We start from the raw sequence: 15,459 nt of genomic DNA, 5'->3' as shown, positions 1-15,459 counted from the left end.
CGGGGCAGAGGGCCCCCGCCCTTGAATATAGGGCGCTACGCCAGCCCCCGCCGCGCCGCCGCCCGCACCGCCGCCGTCAGCGGCACCAGCGGCTCCCCCGCCAGCCGGATCCACTGCCAATGCAAGCCAACGTCCAGCGGCAGGTCCGGCCGCAGCGCCACCAGCCGCCCGGCCCTCAGATGCTCCGCCACCAGCGGCTCGGGGTTCAGCCCCCAGCCGATCCCCAGCAACGCCGCGGTCACGAACCCCTCGCTCGACCCGATCCGGTGGCCGGGCAGGGCAGGGCGCGCGCCCGTGGCCGCCGCTGCCCAATCCGCCTGCAGCCGGTCCTTGGCGTTGAAGATCAGCGCCGGGGCCTGCGCCAGCGCCGCCGCCGTCACGCCGCCCGCAAACCAGCGCGCCACGAAGCCCGGGCTCGCGGTGGCGATGTAGCGCAAGGATCCCAGCGGCTTCGCCTCGCAGCCCTGCACCGGGCCGGGATGGCCCGTCACCGCCGCCATCACTTCGCCCCGGCGCAGCCAGTCGGCGGAATGGTCCTGATCGTCGATCACCAGGTCGAACAGCATCCCCTCCACCGCGGCCAGCGCCGGCAGGAACCAGGTCGCCAGGCTGTCGGCATTGACCGCAATCCGCACGCTGGCCGCCGGCCCCGCCGCGCGGCCCAGATCGCGCGCGAGGCCCTGCTCCAGCAGCCGCAGTTCCTCATGATGCCGCGCCATCCGTGCCCCGGCCGGGGTGGCGCGGGCGGGCTGGCTGCGCTCCACCAGCACCGTGCCCGCCCGCTCCTCCAGCACCCGGATGCGCTGCGAGACGGCGGGGGGCGTCACGTTCAGCGCCGCGGCCGCGGCCTCGAAACTGCCAAGGCGCAGCACGGCGGCGAGGGTGGCGAGATGGGCGGGGTCGAACATAAGAAATCCTAATCTGACGTTAGAAGGATTACCTGTTCTAATCCCGCTGCGCCCGGTAGTCGATCCCTGTCCCAACAGGAGATCCCCATGTTCGTCGCCTATTTCGCCGGCCTGCGCCTCGGCCTCGGCCTGATCGTCGCCATCGGCGCGCAGAATGCCTTCGTGCTGCGGCAGGGGCTGCGGCGCGAGCATGTGCTGGCGACCTGCGCCTTCTGCGCGCTGGCCGATGCGGGGCTGATCGCGCTCGGGGTTGGGGGCTTCGCGCTGGCCTCGGACCGGATGCCCTGGCTCGCCCCCGCGCTGCGCTGGGGCGGGATCGCGTTCCTCATGTGGTACGGCGCGCGGGCCTTCCTGTCGGCCTGGCGCGGCGGGGCGGCGCTGGAGGCGGGGCGGGCCACGCGCGCCACCCTCGGCGCGACCCTTGGCGCGCTGGCGCTGATCACCTTCGCCAACCCACATGTCTGGCTCGACACCGTGGTCCTGCTCGGCGGTATCTCGGCGCAGTTCCCGGGGCGGGAGGCGACATTCGCGGCGGGCGCCATGACCGGATCTGTGCTGTTCTTCTTCTCGCTCGGCTATGGCGCGCGGCTGCTGGCGCCGCTGTTTGCACGGCCAGTGGCCTGGCGGGTACTCGACGCCGTGATCGGCTGCGTGATGTGGTCCATCGCCGCCGGGCTGGCCCTTGGCTGAGGCTTTGGGCTTGCACCCGCCCGGTGCAGCCTGTCAGCTGCCGGAATGACCGCGCCCCCTTCCTCCCGCCCGCTGGCCGGCGTCCTGTGGATGCTTGCCTCGGGCTTCGCCTTCGTCGGCGTCAACGCCACCGTCCGCTACCTTGGCACCGCATTGCCCGCGGCCGAGAGTGCCTTCCTGCGCTTTGCCTTCGGGCTGCTCTTCCTGCTCCCGGTGCTGCTGCCAGCCCTGAAGGCCGGGTTCTCGCCGCTGGTCTGGCGCCTGTTCGCGGCGCGCGGTGCGCTGCACACCGTCGCGGTGATCTTGTGGTTTTACGCCATGGCGCGGCTTCCCGTCGCCGAAGTCACGGCCATCGGTTACCTCAATCCGATCGGCGTGACGATCGGCGCCGCGCTGGTCTTCGGCGAGAAGCTGGCGCTGCGGCGGATCCTGGCGATCTGCGTGGCGATCCTTGGCGCGCTGGTGATCCTGCGCCCGGGGCTGCGAGAGATCGAGCCCGCGCATCTGTCGCAACTCGGTGCCGCCGCCTGCTTCGCCGTCTCCTACCTCTTTGCCAAGCGGCTCAGCGGGTTGGCCTCGGCCACCGCCGTGGTGGCGATGATGTCCCTGACCGTGACCATCGGCCTTGCCCCCATCGCCGCGCTGCACTGGGTGCCGCCGACCGGCGCGCAACTGGCGATCCTGGCCACGACTGCGGCCTTCGCCACCGCTGGCCATTACTGCATGACCCGCGCCTTCGAGGCGGCGCCGCTGACCGTGACCCAGCCGGTGACCTTCCTGCAGCTGCTCTGGGCCGCGATCCTTGGCATGGCGGTGTTCGGCGAGCCGGTGGACCCGTTCGTGATGCTGGGCGGCGGCCTGATCATCGCCGCGATCAGCTACATGACCTGGCGCGAGGCGGTGTTGAAACGCGCCGCGGTGACGCCGGCGGCGAACGCGGCGAAGGGCTGAGCTGCCTTTTGCCCGGAACAAGGCGCTTCAGCGCCGCCGGGCAGCGCCCGTCCGCCCCCTCGGGCGGGCGCTGCCACCGTTCCGCCTAGAACGCCGGTGGAGGTAGGCCGCACCATCAAGTGCCTAGAACGAGCGTGGTACGCCCACCCGGCGGACGGGCGCTGCCCTCTGACCGTGCCTCCTACACCGCGATCAGCCGCCCGATCACGCCTTCCCGCGTCACGCGACCGCCGCCTTCCACCGCCACCGCGTCATGGCTGCGCAGATGGGCCATCACGTCCCGCACCGGCAGGTCCAGCGCCACGACCGGCGCGCCGGGGGCCTCGCCGGGTTCCAGCACATCCTCGGCGGTGAGCACGCCGAGCGGGTTCATATGGGCCACGAAATCGGCCACGTAATCATCGGCCGGGTTGGCGATGATGTCGCGGGCGGTGCCGATCTGCACGATGCGCCCGCCCTCCATCAGCGCGATGCGGTTGCCGAGCTTGAACGCCTCATCCAGATCATGGCTGACGAAGATGATGGTGCGTTTCAGCTTGGCCTGCAGCTCCAGCAGCTCGTCCTGCAACCGGGCGCGGATCAGCGGGTCGAGCGCGGAAAACGGCTCGTCCATCAGCAGGATCGGGGCGTCGGTGGCAAAGGCGCGGGCGAGGCCGACGCGCTGCTGCATCCCGCCCGACAGCTCGCCCACCCGGCGGTCGGCCCAGTCCGACAGGCCGACCAGCGCCAGTTGCTCATCCACCTTCTCGCGCCGCTCGGCGGGCTTCATTCCCCCCAGCTCCAGCCCCAGCCCGACATTGTCGCGCACGCTGCGCCACGGCAGCAGGCCGAATTGCTGGAACACCATCGCCACGCATTCGCGCCGCACCCGCAGCAGATCGGCGGGGGGCGCCGTGACCACATCGCAGTTCCAGTCGCCATCATGGATGATGACGCGGCCGCGGCAGACCGGGTTCAGCCCGTTCACCGCGCGCAGCAGGGTGGACTTGCCAGAGCCGGAGAGGCCCATCAGCACCAGGATCTCGCCCTCGTCCACGGTCAGCGAGCAGTTATGCACCCCCAGCACCTGACCGCTGGCGCGCTGCACTTCGCTGCGGGTCTTGCCCTCATCCATCAGCGGCAGGGCTACATCAGGTTTGTCCCCGAACACGATGGAAACATTGTCGAATTCTACGGCAACGCTCATCTCTTGCGCTCCATCTTCAGCATCCGGTCGAGGATGATCGCCACCACCACGATGATGAACCCCGATTCAAACCCCAGCGAGGTGTTGACCGAGTTCAGCGCCCGCACCACCGGCACGCCAAGCCCGTTGGCCCCTACCATCGCCGCGATCACCACCATCGACAGCGACAGCATGATCGCCTGCGTCAGGCCCGCCATGATCTGCGGCAGGGCCCAGGGCAGTTCCACCTTCCACAGCCGCTGCGTGGGCGTGGCGCCGAAGGCGGTGGCCGCTTCCAGCAGGGCGGGCGGGGTCGAGGAGATCCCCAGCTGCGTCAGCCGGATCGGCGCGGGCAGCACGAAGACCACGGTGGCGATCAGCCCCGGCACCATGCCAAGGCCGAAGAATACGATGGCCGGGATCAGGTAGACGAAGGTCGGAAGGGTCTGCATCAGGTCCAGCACCGGCGACATGCTTTGATAGAGCCGCGGGCGGTGGGCGGCGGCGATGCCGATGGGCACCCCCACACTCATGCACACGAAGCAGGAAAACAGGATCAGCGTCAGGCTCTGCATCGTCTCGTCCCAGTAATCCTGGTTGAGGATGAACAGGAACCCGAGCCCCACCAGCAGGCAGGTCTTCCAGTTGCGCTGCAGCACCCAGGTCAGCGCCACGAAGAGCGCGATCAGGATCAGCGGCGGCGTGCCCTGCAGCACGAACAGCATTCCGTCGATCACCGCTTCCAGCACGGCGGCGACCGCGTCGAACAGCGGGCCGCCATGGGCATTCAGCCAGTCAAAGACGCTTTTAGCCCAGGCGCCTACGGGAATCTTCTGGGTCAGCCAGTCCATCGGGCGCGCGTCTCCGTTGCGGGCGGGTGGGGAACCGGGGCCGTGGGCCCGGAATCAGGCAGATATGCACGACAGGCGGCGCGGCCGGAAATTCGGCGCGCGCCGCCCTCGCCCGTTGCCCTTACAGGCCCATCGCGGCCTTGACGGCGGGAAGGCCCTCGGCGCCGTCCTTGGTGGTGATGCCGGCGAGCCAGCCGTCCAGAACCGCCGGGTTGGCCTTGATCCATTCGGCGACGGCTGCGTCCGGCTCTGCGCCCTCGTCCAGGATCTCGCCCATGATCTGGTTTTCCATTTCCAGCGAGAAGGTCATGTTCTTCAGCAGCGCGCCGATGGCCGGGCATTCCTCGACATAGCCCTTGCGCGCCACGGTCTGCACGATGCCCGCGCCGCCGAAGAAATCCTCGCCGCCGGTCAGGTAGGTCAGGTCGAAATTGGCATTCATCGGGTGCGGGGCCCAGCCAAGGAACACGACGCCCTCCTGATCGGGATAGAACCGCGCGACCTGCGCCAGCATCCCCTGCTCCGAGCTTTCGACGATGTCGAAGCCCTCGAACGGGCCGCCGGCTTCGGTGAGGCTGATCAGGTAGGTGTTGCCCTCGTTGCCGGGCTCAATCCCGTAGATCTTGCCGTCCAGCTCGTCCTTGAACGTGGCGACGTCGGCATAGGTCTTCAGGCCCTTCTCGGCCAGATAGGTCGGCACGGCCAGCGTGTACTGGGTGCCTTCAAGGTTGGTGCCGACGACTTCGATGGCACCCGAGTCGAGATAGGGTTTGATCGCGCCTTCCTGCGCCGGCATCCAGTTGCCGAGGAACACGTCGATGTCACCGGCTTCCAGCGAGGCGAAAGTCACCGGCACCGACAGCACCTTGACGTCCACGCCATAGCCAAGCGCGGTCAGCACCTGTTTGGCGGCCGAGGTGGTGACGGTGATGTCGGTCCAGCCGACATCCGAGAAGGTGACGGTATCGCAGCCCGCCGCCGCGGCCGGGCCGGCGGCAGCAAGGGCGAGGGCCGAAACGGCGAGGGCGGTGGTAACGGTCTTCTTCATCTGGCGCTCCCTGTGCGTCATGGACTTCGGTTCGGGTGTGCCCCGGTTTCTTGATTGACGAGTCAATTAATCCACCCCTAGGATCGGATTGCAACAAATTTCCGGGATAATCATGGCACGCATCGCAGCAGAGCCTCTTCGCCGGGCAGAGATCGTCCAGGCGACAATACAGGAGATCGGGCTGGCGGGAACCCTCGAGGTGACCGTGGCCCAGATCGCCAAGCGCGCCGGCGTGTCGGCGGCGCTGGCCCACCATTACTTCGGGTCCAAGGAGGCGATCTTCCTGGCGGCGATGCGGCATGTGCTGGCGATCTATGGCGCGGAGGTGCGGGGCGCGCTGGCCACCGCGCATGAGCCGCGGGCGCGGATCGAGGCGATCGTGCGGGTGTCCTTTTCCAGCACGAACTTCCGCCGCGAAGTCATTGCGGCATGGCTGAATTTCTACGTTCTGGCCCAGACCATGCCAGAGGCGCGGCGCCTGCTGGAGATCTATCGCCGCCGCCTGCATTCGAACCTGACCCATGACCTGCGCCCGCTGGTCGGCGCGCGGGCCGGGGCGGTGGCAGAGGGGCTGGGGGCGCTGATCGACGGCGTCTACCTGCGCCAGGCGCTGCGCCAGAGGGCCCCCGACCGGCAGGCCGCGGCGCAGCTGGTGATGGGCTGCCTCGAGGCCGAACTTGCACAAGGAATGCCCGCATGACCCGTCCGAACATCCTGGTGGTGATGGTCGATCAGCTGGCCGGGACGTTCTTTCCCGATGGCCCGGCCGACTGGCTCCACGCGCCGAACCTGAAGAAACTGGCGGCGCGGTCGGTGCGATTCGCCAACGCCTACACCGCCTCGCCGCTCTGTGCGCCCGCCCGCGCCTCGTTCATGTCGGGCCAACTGCCGTCGCGCACCGGGGTCTATGACAATGCCGCCGAATTCCGGTCCGACATCCCGACCTTTGCCCATCACCTGCGCCGCGCGGGCTATCTGACCACGCTGTCAGGCAAGATGCATTTCGTCGGCCCCGACCAGTTGCACGGGTTCGAGGAGCGGCTGACCACCGACATCTACCCCGCCGATTTCGGCTGGACGCCGGATTACCGCAAACCCGGTGAGCGGATCGACTGGTGGTACCACAACATGGGGTCGGTCACCGGGGCCGGAGTCGCCGAGATCACCAACCAGCTGGAATATGACGATGACGTCGCCCATCAGGCCAGGGCGAAGATCTACGATCTGTCGCGGGGGCTGGATGCGCGTCCGTGGATGCTGACGGTCAGCTTCACCCATCCGCATGATCCCTATGTCGCCCGCAAGAAATACTGGGACCTTTACGACGGCTGCGAGCATCTGATGCCCGAGGTGGGGCTGATTCCCTATTCCGAACAGGATGCCCATTCCAAACGCATCTTCGACGCCTCGGACTGGCACAAATACGATCTGACGGACGATATGGTGCAACGCTCGCGCCGCGCCTATTTCGCCAATATCTCCTATTGCGACGACAAGATCGGCGAGATCCTGCAGGCGCTGGAGGATACGCGGCAAGAGGCCATCGTGGTCTTTGTCTCCGACCACGGTGACATGCTGGGCGAGCGCGGGCTGTGGTTCAAGATGAACTTCTTCGACGGCTCCTCGCGCGTACCGTTGATGATTGCGGCGCCGGGGATCGCGCCGGGGCTGGTGATGGATCCCGTCTCCACCCTCGATGTGACGCCGACGCTCTGCGATCTGGCGGGGATCTCGATGGCGGAGGTGATGCCCTGGACCGACGGGCAAAGCCTGCTGCCGCTGGCGGGCGGCACGCCGCGTGCCGAAGCGGTGGCGATGGAATACGCCGCCGAGGCCAGCAACGCGCCGCTGGTGTCGCTGCGCAAGGGCCGCTGGAAGCTGAACCTGTGCAAGCTGGACCCTGACCAGCTGTTCGACCTCGAGGCGGACCCGCATGAGCTCAGCAACCTCGCCGAAGACCCGGCTCATGCTGCCACCTTGGCGGAGCTGAAGTTCGCGGCCGCGACCCGCTGGGATCTGGAGCGTTTCGACGCCGATGTCCGCGCCAGCCAGGCCCGCCGCTGGGTGGTGTACGAGGCGCTGCGGCAGGGCGGCTATTACCCCTGGGACTATCAGCCGCTGAAGAAGGCCTCCGAGCAGTACATGCGCAATCACATGGACCTTAACATCCTCGAAGACAGCAAACGCTTTCCCCGCGGCGAGTAGTCGCCGCGGCCACACATTCACGAATTGCCGGAGAGACCCATGACCCTGATCGCCCAACCAACGGCCAGCCACTTCATCGACGGCGCCTATGTCGAGGACAGCGCCGGCGCGGTGATCGACGTGATCTTCCCCGGCACCGGCGAGGTGATCGCCCGGCTGCATGAGGCGACACCCGAGATCGTCGAGGCGGCGCTCGCCTCGGCCACCCGCGCGCAGAAGGACTGGGCCGCCCGTAAGCCGGTGGAGCGGGCCCGCATCCTGCACCGCGCCGCCGCCCTGATCCGCGAGCGGAATGCCGAGCTTTCGGCGCTGGAAACGCTCGATACCGGCAAGCCGATCCAGGAAACGCTGGTGGCCGATGCCAGCTCTGGCGCCGATGCGCTGGAATATTTCGCGGGGCTGGCCCCCACGGTGACCGGCGAGACCATCCCTCTGGGGCGCGACTTCGTCTACACGATCCGCGAGCCGCTGGGCGTCTGCGTCGGCATCGGCGCGTGGAACTACCCCACCCAGATCGCCTGCTGGAAGTCTGCCCCCGCGCTCGCCTTCGGCAATGCGATGGTGTTCAAGCCCTCGGAAACCACGCCGCTGTGCACGCTGAAACTGGCCGAGATCTACATCGAGGCGGGGCTGCCCGCCGGCCTCTTCAACGTGGTGCAGGGCCGCGGCGCGGTGGGCGCGGGGCTGATCACCGATCCGCGCGTCGCCAAGGTCTCACTCACCGGGTCTGTTCCCACGGGGCGCCGCGTCTATGCGGCTGCCGCCGAGGGGATGCGGCATGTGACGATGGAGCTTGGCGGCAAGTCGCCGCTGGTCATCTTCGACGATGCCGATCTGGAAGACGCGGTCGGCGCGGCGATGCTGGGCAATTTCTACTCGGCCGGGCAGGTCTGTTCCAACGGCACCCGGGTGTTCGTGCAGGGTGGCATCAAGGAGCGGTTCCTGGACCGGCTGAAGGTGCGGACCGAGGCGATCGTGCTGGGAGACCCGCGCGAGGAGGCGACGCAGATGGGCCCGCTGGTCAGCGCGGCGCAGCTGGAGAAGGTCGCGGGCCACATCGCCGCCGGGCAGGAGGAGGGCGCCCGGCTGGTGACGGGCGGGGCGCGGGTGCTGCTGAACTCGGGCTATTACATCCAGCCGACGGTCTTCGCGGATGTGACGGATGGGATGTCGATTGCGCGCGAGGAGATCTTCGGGCCGGTGATGGCGGTGCTGGATTTCGGCACCGAGGACGAGGTTCTCGCCCGCGCCAATGCCACCGAATTCGGCCTCGCAGCCGGCGTCTTCACCCGCGACATCGCCCGCGGCCACCGGATGGCGGCGGGGCTGGAAGCCGGCACCTGCTGGATCAACGCCTATAACCTGACGCCCGTTGAGGCGCCCTTCGGCGGGGTCAAGCAATCGGGGGTCGGGCGCGAGAATTCCCGCGCCGCCATCGAGCATTATACGCAAGTGAAGTCGGTTTATGTCGGCATGGGCCCGGTGGACGCGCCCTACTGACGGCCGCAATTCCCGGCGCCGCCGGACAGGAACGATGTTTTTGCCGGTCGGGCTGCGCCCGCCGGAACGAGGGACGACCAGGATGGAAGCGGATTATGTGATCGTGGGCTCTGGCTCGGCCGGATCGGCGGTGGCCTACCGGCTGGCCGGGGCCGGGCACAAGGTGCTGGTGATCGAGCATGGCGGCACCGATGCCGGGCCCTTCATCCAGATGCCGGCGGCGCTGAGCTATCCGATGAACATGGGCATCTATGACTGGGGCCTGAAGTCGGAACCCGAGCCGCATCTGGGCGGCCGCAGCCTTGCCACCCCGCGCGGCAAGGTGGTGGGCGGGTCGTCCTCGATCAACGGCATGGTGTTCGTGCGCGGCAATGCCCGCGACTTCGACACCTGGGCCGAGATGGGCGCGCAGGGTTGGGGCTATGCCGATGTGCTGCCCTATTTCAAGCGGATGGAGACCTGGCACGGCGGCGAGAACGGGGCCGATGCAACCTGGCGCGGCGACAGCGGCCCCCTGCACATCACCCGCGGCCCGCGGTCGAACCCGCTGTTTTCCGCGTTCATCGAGGCGGGCAAGCAGGCGGGGTATGAGCTGACCAGCGATTACAACGGCGAGAAGCAGGAAGGCTTCGGCCCGATGGAGGCGACGATCTGGAAGGGCCGGCGCTGGTCTGCCGCCAACGCCTATCTGCGCCCGGCGCTGAAGACCGGCAACTGCACTCTGGTGCGCGCTTTGGCGCTGCGGGTGGTAATCAAGGACGGCCGCGCGGTGGGGGTCGAGGTGGAGCGCGGCGGCAAGACAGAGGTGATCGGCGCGCGGGCGGAGGTGATCCTGTCGGCCTCCTCCATCAACACGCCCAAACTCCTGATGCTGTCGGGCATCGGCCCGGCGGCGCATCTGGCGGAGCATGGCATCGAGCTGGTCGCCGACCGGCCGGGGGTGGGCGCGAACCTGCAGGACCATCTGGAGGTCTACATGCAGTTCGCCTCGAAACTGCCTGTCACGCTTTACAAATACTGGAACCTGCTCGGCAAGGCGGGCATCGGCGCGCAGTGGCTGTTCACCGGGCGCGGGCTTGGCGCGTCGAACCAGTTCGAAAGCTGCGCCTTCATCCGCTCGGCCCCCGGGGTGGAGTATCCCGACATCCAGTACCACTTCCTGCCCATCGCGGTGCGCTATGACGGCAAGGTCGCGGCGGAAGGCCACGGCTTTCAGGTGCATGTCGGCCCGATGCGCTCGCGCTCGCGCGGCTCCGTCACCCTGCGCTCGGCCGATCCGCGCGCCGCGCCGGTGATCCGCTTCAACTACATGAGCCAGCCCGAGGATTGGGAGGAGTTCCGCCGCTGCGTGCGCCTGACCCGCGAGATCTTCGGGCAGGCGGCCTTTGCGCCTTATGTGAAGCATGAGATCCAGCCGGGCGCGGCGGTGGAGAGTGATGACCAGATCGACCGCTTCATCCGCGAGCACGCCGAAAGCGCCTATCACCCCTGCGGCACGGCGCGGATCGGCGCGGCGAATGACCCGATGGCGGTGGTGGACCCCGAATGCCGGGTGATCGGGGTGGAGGGGCTGCGGGTTGCCGACAGCTCGATCTTCCCCAGCATCACCAATGGCAACCTCAACGCGCCCTCGATCATGACCGGCGAGAAGGCGGCGGACCATATCCTTGGCAAGGGGATGCTGGCGCCCTCCAATGCGGTGCCGTGGCAGAGCCCGGCCTGGCAGGTGGCACAGCGCTAACGCAGCTGCGCCGGGATCAGCCCGCGCAGCGAATTGCCCATCCACAGCCGGGCGCGGGGGAGGTCGGTGAGTTTGAGGACCGCTTCCCGCGCGGCGCCCGTCTCCAGCAGCTCCGCGCGCAGGCAGCCGGGGAGCAGGCCGCAGCGCAGCGGCGGGGTGCAGAGGCCGGTGCCGAGGTCGAAGAAGAGGGTGGTGATGGTGCCCTCGCACAGCTCGCCGTGTTGGTTGGCGTAGATCCATTCGTCCACGCCTGCAGGCAGCGCGGCGCGGTCCCGGTCATAGAGCTGGCGGCGGGTGGTCTTGATGCCGAGCCACGGGTCGGCGGCGTCCAGCCGCGTCTGCGCCAGCGCGACATGCCAGAGGGCGGGGTTCGGCGCGAGCGGGGCGTGGGTGACTTCGGCGCGCCCGTCCTGCGCCAGCGTCAGCCGCACCCGCAGGGGGGCGGGGCCGGTGATGGGGACGAGGGCTTCGGCAATGGCCTCGGGGTCATGGGCAAACCCCAGCCGTGCGGCGCTGCGGGCGAGGCGGTCCAGGTGCCGCTCCAACCGCACAAGGCGCTGCCCGTCCCATCCCAGGGTCTCGATCAGGCGCAGGTCCGGGGTCAGGTCAGACGGGCGAAACGGGCTTTCCACAGCGCCTCCTCCCATTCGCCGTCCGCAGTGCTGTCGGCCACCACGCCGCCGCCGACATTCAGTGTGACCGCGCCGCCCGGATGCAGCACCAGCGTGCGGATCGCCACGTTGAAGGCTGAGGCGCCATCCGGCCCCGCCCAGCCGATCGCCCCGCAATAGGCGCCGCGGGGGGCAGGCTCCAGATCATGGATGATCCGCATCGCCCGGATCTTCGGCGCGCCGGTGATCGACCCGCAGGGGAAGATCGCGCGCAGGATGCCGGCGAGCCCGGTGCCGGGGAGAAGCTGGCCCCGCACCTCGGACACCATCTGATGCACGGTGGCGAAGCTTTCGACCTCAAACAGCTGCGGCACCCGCACCGAGCCGACCCGGCAGATCCGCGACAGGTCATTGCGCATCAGATCGACGATCATCAGGTTCTCGGCCCGGTCCTTCACCGCGCTGCGCAACTCGGCAGCCAGCGCGGCATCCTGCGCAGGATCGGGATGGCGCGGCCTTGTGCCCTTCATCGGCCGCACAGTGATGCCGCCGGCAGCATCGGTGGCGAAGAACGACTCCGGCGAGAGCGAGACCAGCGCCGGCGCCTCGGGCAGCGCCACCACCGCGCCATGCCCCACCGGCTGCACCCGCGACAGCGCGGCATAGAGGCCGAGGGGGGTGCCTTGCGCCTCGGCAGCCAGCGGGAAGGTCAGGTTGACCTGATAACAATCGCCAGCCCGGATCAGCTCCAGCGCGCGGGCGATGGCCTCGGCATGGTCGGCGCGGGAGAGCGTGGGGAGGGGGGCGGTCAGGCGCGCATCGGATGCCTCGGCCTCGGCGCGCGCAAGGGTGCCCGTGGCATCGCGCGGCGCGTCATAGACCCCAAGGTGGACCAGCGGGCCGCCCGGGCTTTGCAGCCCCGCCAGCGCCGGTTCCAGCGCAAAGCCCGCCTCATAGGCCAGCATTCCCGCGACCCAATGCCCCGCCGCCAGCGCCGCCTCGGCCTGCTGCAAGGCGGGCGCGACCTCGGCCGCGCTGCCGGCGCGGATCAGGGCGCTAGGCGCATCGAACAGGGCGGGGCGACCGCCGGGACCATTCTGGAGCAGGATCATCAGGTGCCTTCGGATCCGCGCGACCGGGCGCGGCGGGGCCGACCATCCCCGATGCGCGGAGGCTGCGCAAGCGGGTCTTGGCCGGCGGTCGAGGCTGCGTTCACCATGGCGCCCGTCAGCGCTTGCCCTGCGGGGGCGCGGCTGACAGAAGGGGGCATGTTAACACTTCGTTCACTCTTTGGTCTCGCCCTGCTGACGGCTTTGCTTGCGGGGCCCGCTGGGGCGCAAACCGTGGCGGGCTCGGCGCGGATCATCGATGGCGATACGGTGGAGGTGGAAGGTGTCACGGTCCGCCTCTACGGCATCGACGCGCCGGAGATGTCGCAAAGCTGCACCCGCGAGGGCCGGGCCTGGGCCTGCGGGGCCTGGGCGCGCGATGTGCTGGCGGAGCTCGCCCGTGGCGGGCTGCGCTGCAAGGGCCGAGAGCAGGACCGCTATGGTCGGCTGGTCGCCACCTGCACCGGAGCAGGCGGCGACGTGGCGGCGCAGATGGTGGCGCAGGGCGCGGCCTTCGCGTACCGCCAGTATTCGCTGGACTATGTCGACGCCGAAAAGCGCGCGGCAGTGGCCGGAATCGGGCTGTGGGAGGGCGAGGTGGAGCGGCCGGATGCCTTCCGCGCGGCAGGCCGGGCTCCTGCCCAAGCGGTGCCCGGGGACTGTGCCATCAAGGGCAACATTTCGTCCCGCGGCCGCATCTACCACGTCCCCGGCAGCCGAAGCTGGGCCGACACCCGCATCGACACCGGCGCGGGCGAGCGCTGGTTCTGCACCGAGGCGGAGGCGCAGGCGGCGGGATGGCGCCGGGCGGGCGGATAGGGCGTCAAACTTGATGCGTGTCAATGTGGCGCCCCGATCCGGCGGCTAACCTGTTCTGGACAGACAGGAAAAGGGAGATACCGATGTCGAACACCCCCCATGACGTTTATGAGGATTTTCCGGGTGAAGCCGAGAAGATCCACGCCCTGAAGGCTTCGGACGCGCATTTCGCGCGGATCCTCGAGGAATATCACGAGATCAACCGCGACGTTCACCGCGCCGAAACCAAGATCGAACCGGTGGAACAACTGGTCGAGGTCGAGATGCGCAAGAAGCGCGCGGCGCTGAAGGATGATCTGGCGCGGATGCTGGCAAAGGCCTGATCCGTTGCCGTGAAGGGGCCCCCGGGTGCAAACCGGGGGCCCTTTGCGTTTCAGGCTACCCGGTCAGACGATCTCATAGGGCAGCAGCCCGCGCCGGTCCGGATCCACCCGCAATCGGCGCTCCAGGGGTGGCACGGAGCGTTGGTGGCAGTCTTTCCGCTCGCAGATCCGGCACGAAATGCCGATGGGCTGATAGGCGCGCGGGTTCGAAGGGTCCAGATCGTCGGCATAGACCACCTGCGCGGCATGGCTGACCTCGCATCCCAGCCCGATGGCATAGCGGCGGATCGGCGCGTGGAACGACCCGCCGGGCTTGGACACATCGCGCGCGAGGCTGAGATAGCGCACGCCGTCGGGCGTTTCGGCCAGCTGGCGCAGGAATCGTCCCGGCGTTTCAAACGCCTGATGCACGTTCCACAGCGGGCAGGCGCCGCCAAAGCGTGCAAATTGCAAACGTGTTGCAGAATGGCGCTTGGTGATGGTGCCGGCCTGATCGACGCGGACAAAGTAGAAGGGGATGCCCTTGGCGCCGGGACGTTGCAGGGTGGACAGGCGATGCGCCACCTGCTCGATCGAGGCGCCGAACTGGTCGGCCAGCCGCTCCAGATCATGCCGCGCCTCTTGCGCCGCCTCCAGAAAGGCGCGGTAGGGCAGCAGCGCGGCGCCGGCGAAATAGTTGGCGAGGCCGATCTTGGCGATGGCGCGCGAGGTTTCGGACTGGAAGCGGCCAAGGTCCAGCGTCGCCTCCAACAGATCATTCTGCGTGGTCAGCGCGACCTGATGCAACACCTGGAACCGCTGCGTCGCGGTGGCGGCGCGGGTGGAGATCAACAGCCGGTGGCCGGCCTGCGAGCGAAGCGCATCGACATCGCAAAACTGCAATTCTATGCCCCGGGCGCGCAGCAGCTCCGCCGCGTGAACCATCGGGTCCAAGCGCTTGCCATCCGGGCAGGAAAACCGTTCGGCGGCGCGGTCCACGGCATCAAGGTAATTGTCGCAATAGTGAAAGAAGTCGCGCACCTCCTCCCATGGGCTGGTCAGCGTCGCCGCGTCGTCGCGCCCAAGAGCGTCGTCCAGCGAGGCGAGGCGTTCATGGGTCTGTCGGTAAGCCCGGTGCAGCTCCAGAAACGCCCGAGCCAAGGCCGGGGCATTCGACGCCGCCAGCCGCAGATCGGCCAGCGGCGGCGTTGCATCGGCGAAGACCGGATCGGCCAGCGCCTCGCGCATGTCGCTGACCAGCCGCTCGGCATCCCCCGTCGACAGCTCGGTCACGTCGAGCCCGAATTCGCCCGCCAGCGCCAGCACCACGCCGGCCGAAACCGGGCGGTGATTGTTCTCCATCTGGTTGAGGTAGGGCAGCGACACGCCCAGGCGTTCCGCAAAGATCTTCTGCGTCAGGCCCATCCGTCCGCGCGTCTCGCGGAGCTTGAGCCCCGCGTAGAGTTTCTGCGTCGCCATCCCGTGTCCCCCAGGAGTTTGCGAAACGAGTCATAGCCTTTGCAAACCCCCTCCGGCAAGCCTGCCGGCCAGCGGCAAGA

At 68.6% G+C, this 15,459-nt stretch carries 15 protein-coding genes; 8 read left to right on the top strand and 7 right to left on the bottom strand.

All coding sequences use genetic code 11. The annotated features are described in order from the left end of the window. Positions 1–35: 35 nt before the first annotated feature. On the bottom strand, positions 36–908 hold the full coding sequence (locus GVY41_RS12550) for a LysR family transcriptional regulator ArgP (RefSeq protein WP_161346760.1): 873 nt from the start codon (positions 906–908) through the stop codon (positions 36–38). An 87-nt stretch (positions 909–995) separates the two neighbouring features. Here GVY41_RS12550 and GVY41_RS12545 point away from each other — a divergent pair, with 87 nt between their 5' ends. Further along, positions 996–1,598: a LysE/ArgO family amino acid transporter gene (locus tag GVY41_RS12545; RefSeq protein WP_161346762.1), complete on the top strand. Its 603-nt coding sequence runs from the start codon at positions 996–998 to the stop codon at positions 1,596–1,598. A 45-nt stretch (positions 1,599–1,643) separates the two neighbouring features. After that, a complete protein-coding gene (locus tag GVY41_RS12540; RefSeq protein ID WP_229726052.1) occupies positions 1,644–2,549 on the top strand; it encodes a DMT family transporter in 906 nt (301 codons plus the stop codon). A 181-nt stretch (positions 2,550–2,730) separates the two neighbouring features. On the opposite strand, the gene choV is transcribed toward GVY41_RS12540, so the two are convergent. The 3 genes from choV to choX form a co-directional block, all read right to left on the bottom strand. Next, positions 2,731–3,735 (bottom strand): choline ABC transporter ATP-binding protein, encoded by a 1,005-nt coding sequence (gene choV / locus GVY41_RS12535; RefSeq protein WP_161346764.1) that lies wholly within the window; start codon positions 3,733–3,735, stop codon positions 2,731–2,733. Beyond that, positions 3,732–4,565, bottom strand: a complete 834-nt coding sequence (gene choW / locus GVY41_RS12530; protein ID WP_161346766.1) for a choline ABC transporter permease subunit — start codon at positions 4,563–4,565, stop codon at positions 3,732–3,734. The genes choV and choW overlap by 4 nt, the downstream gene beginning before the upstream one ends. Before the next feature lie 121 nt (positions 4,566–4,686). Beyond that, on the bottom strand, positions 4,687–5,613 hold the full coding sequence (choX, locus tag GVY41_RS12525; protein ID WP_161346768.1) for a choline ABC transporter substrate-binding protein: 927 nt from the start codon (positions 5,611–5,613) through the stop codon (positions 4,687–4,689). A gap of 112 nt (positions 5,614–5,725) precedes the next feature. Here choX and betI point away from each other — a divergent pair, with 112 nt between their 5' ends. From betI to betA, 4 genes are all read left to right on the top strand, one after another. Next, positions 5,726–6,313 carry a choline-binding transcriptional repressor BetI gene (gene betI, locus GVY41_RS12520; RefSeq protein WP_161346770.1) on the top strand — a complete coding sequence of 196 codons (588 nt, stop codon included), beginning with the start codon at positions 5,726–5,728 and terminating at the stop codon, positions 6,311–6,313. After that, positions 6,310–7,818, top strand: coding sequence for a choline-sulfatase (gene betC, locus GVY41_RS12515; protein ID WP_161346772.1), 1,509 nt, complete (start codon positions 6,310–6,312; stop codon positions 7,816–7,818). Before betI ends, betC begins: the two co-directional genes overlap by 4 nt. A gap of 45 nt (positions 7,819–7,863) precedes the next feature. Continuing rightward, a complete protein-coding gene (betB, locus tag GVY41_RS12510) occupies positions 7,864–9,318 on the top strand; it encodes a betaine-aldehyde dehydrogenase (RefSeq protein ID WP_161347089.1) in 1,455 nt (484 codons plus the stop codon). A gap of 82 nt (positions 9,319–9,400) precedes the next feature. Beyond that, positions 9,401–11,059: a choline dehydrogenase gene (betA, locus tag GVY41_RS12505; protein ID WP_161346774.1), complete on the top strand. Its 1,659-nt coding sequence runs from the start codon at positions 9,401–9,403 to the stop codon at positions 11,057–11,059. On the opposite strand, the gene GVY41_RS12500 is transcribed toward betA, so the two are convergent. Next, positions 11,056–11,691 carry an aminotransferase class IV family protein gene (locus tag GVY41_RS12500; RefSeq protein WP_373283301.1) on the bottom strand — a complete coding sequence of 212 codons (636 nt, stop codon included), beginning with the start codon at positions 11,689–11,691 and terminating at the stop codon, positions 11,056–11,058. The genes betA and GVY41_RS12500 overlap by 4 nt on opposite strands. Then, positions 11,661–12,782, bottom strand: coding sequence for an aminodeoxychorismate synthase component I (locus GVY41_RS12495; protein ID WP_161346778.1), 1,122 nt, complete (start codon positions 12,780–12,782; stop codon positions 11,661–11,663). Before GVY41_RS12495 ends, GVY41_RS12500 begins: the two co-directional genes overlap by 31 nt. Before the next feature lie 156 nt (positions 12,783–12,938). On the opposite strand from GVY41_RS12495, the gene GVY41_RS12490 reads away from it, so the two are divergent. Beyond that, a complete protein-coding gene (locus tag GVY41_RS12490) occupies positions 12,939–13,598 on the top strand; it encodes a thermonuclease family protein (protein WP_161346780.1) in 660 nt (219 codons plus the stop codon). A gap of 83 nt (positions 13,599–13,681) precedes the next feature. Next, positions 13,682–13,921 (top strand): HP1242/YdcH family protein, encoded by a 240-nt coding sequence (locus GVY41_RS12485; RefSeq protein ID WP_161346782.1) that lies wholly within the window; start codon positions 13,682–13,684, stop codon positions 13,919–13,921. A 63-nt stretch (positions 13,922–13,984) separates the two neighbouring features. Here the strand turns inward: GVY41_RS12485 and GVY41_RS12480 are convergent, their stop codons facing one another. Continuing rightward, complete coding sequence (locus GVY41_RS12480) at positions 13,985–15,379, bottom strand: helix-turn-helix domain-containing protein (protein ID WP_161346784.1); 1,395 nt, start codon at positions 15,377–15,379, stop codon at positions 13,985–13,987. Positions 15,380–15,459: the final 80 nt, after the last annotated feature.

It is taken from the genome of Frigidibacter albus, assembly GCF_009908165.1.
Taxonomy (GTDB): Bacteria; Pseudomonadota; Alphaproteobacteria; order Rhodobacterales; family Rhodobacteraceae; genus Frigidibacter; species Frigidibacter albus.
The sequence above is the reverse complement of the archived record's forward strand: the minus strand, read 5'-3'. Positions and strand labels throughout refer to the sequence as shown.

Bases quoted from the DNA above. Each gene is read 5' to 3' on its own strand.
- choX (WP_161346768.1), bottom strand. From the start codon at position 5,613: ATGAAGAAGACCGTTACCACCGCCCTCGCCGTTTCGGCCCTCGCCCTT.
- betI (WP_161346770.1), top strand. From the start codon at position 5,726: ATGGCACGCATCGCAGCAGAGCCTCTTCGCCGGGCAGAGATCGTCCAG.
- GVY41_RS12490 (WP_161346780.1), top strand. From the start codon at position 12,939: ATGTTAACACTTCGTTCACTCTTTGGTCTCGCCCTGCTGACGGCTTTG.
- GVY41_RS12495 (WP_161346778.1), bottom strand. From the start codon at position 12,782: ATGATCCTGCTCCAGAATGGTCCCGGCGGTCGCCCCGCCCTGTTCGAT.
- GVY41_RS12545 (WP_161346762.1), top strand. From the start codon at position 996: ATGTTCGTCGCCTATTTCGCCGGCCTGCGCCTCGGCCTCGGCCTGATC.
- GVY41_RS12540 (WP_229726052.1), top strand. From the start codon at position 1,644: ATGACCGCGCCCCCTTCCTCCCGCCCGCTGGCCGGCGTCCTGTGGATG.
- GVY41_RS12485 (WP_161346782.1), top strand. From the start codon at position 13,682: ATGTCGAACACCCCCCATGACGTTTATGAGGATTTTCCGGGTGAAGCC.
- choW (WP_161346766.1), bottom strand. From the start codon at position 4,565: ATGGACTGGCTGACCCAGAAGATTCCCGTAGGCGCCTGGGCTAAAAGC.
- GVY41_RS12550 (WP_161346760.1), bottom strand. From the start codon at position 908: ATGTTCGACCCCGCCCATCTCGCCACCCTCGCCGCCGTGCTGCGCCTT.
- GVY41_RS12480 (WP_161346784.1), bottom strand. From the start codon at position 15,379: ATGGCGACGCAGAAACTCTACGCGGGGCTCAAGCTCCGCGAGACGCGC.
- betA (WP_161346774.1), top strand. From the start codon at position 9,401: ATGGAAGCGGATTATGTGATCGTGGGCTCTGGCTCGGCCGGATCGGCG.
- betC (WP_161346772.1), top strand. From the start codon at position 6,310: ATGACCCGTCCGAACATCCTGGTGGTGATGGTCGATCAGCTGGCCGGG.
- choV (WP_161346764.1), bottom strand. From the start codon at position 3,735: ATGAGCGTTGCCGTAGAATTCGACAATGTTTCCATCGTGTTCGGGGAC.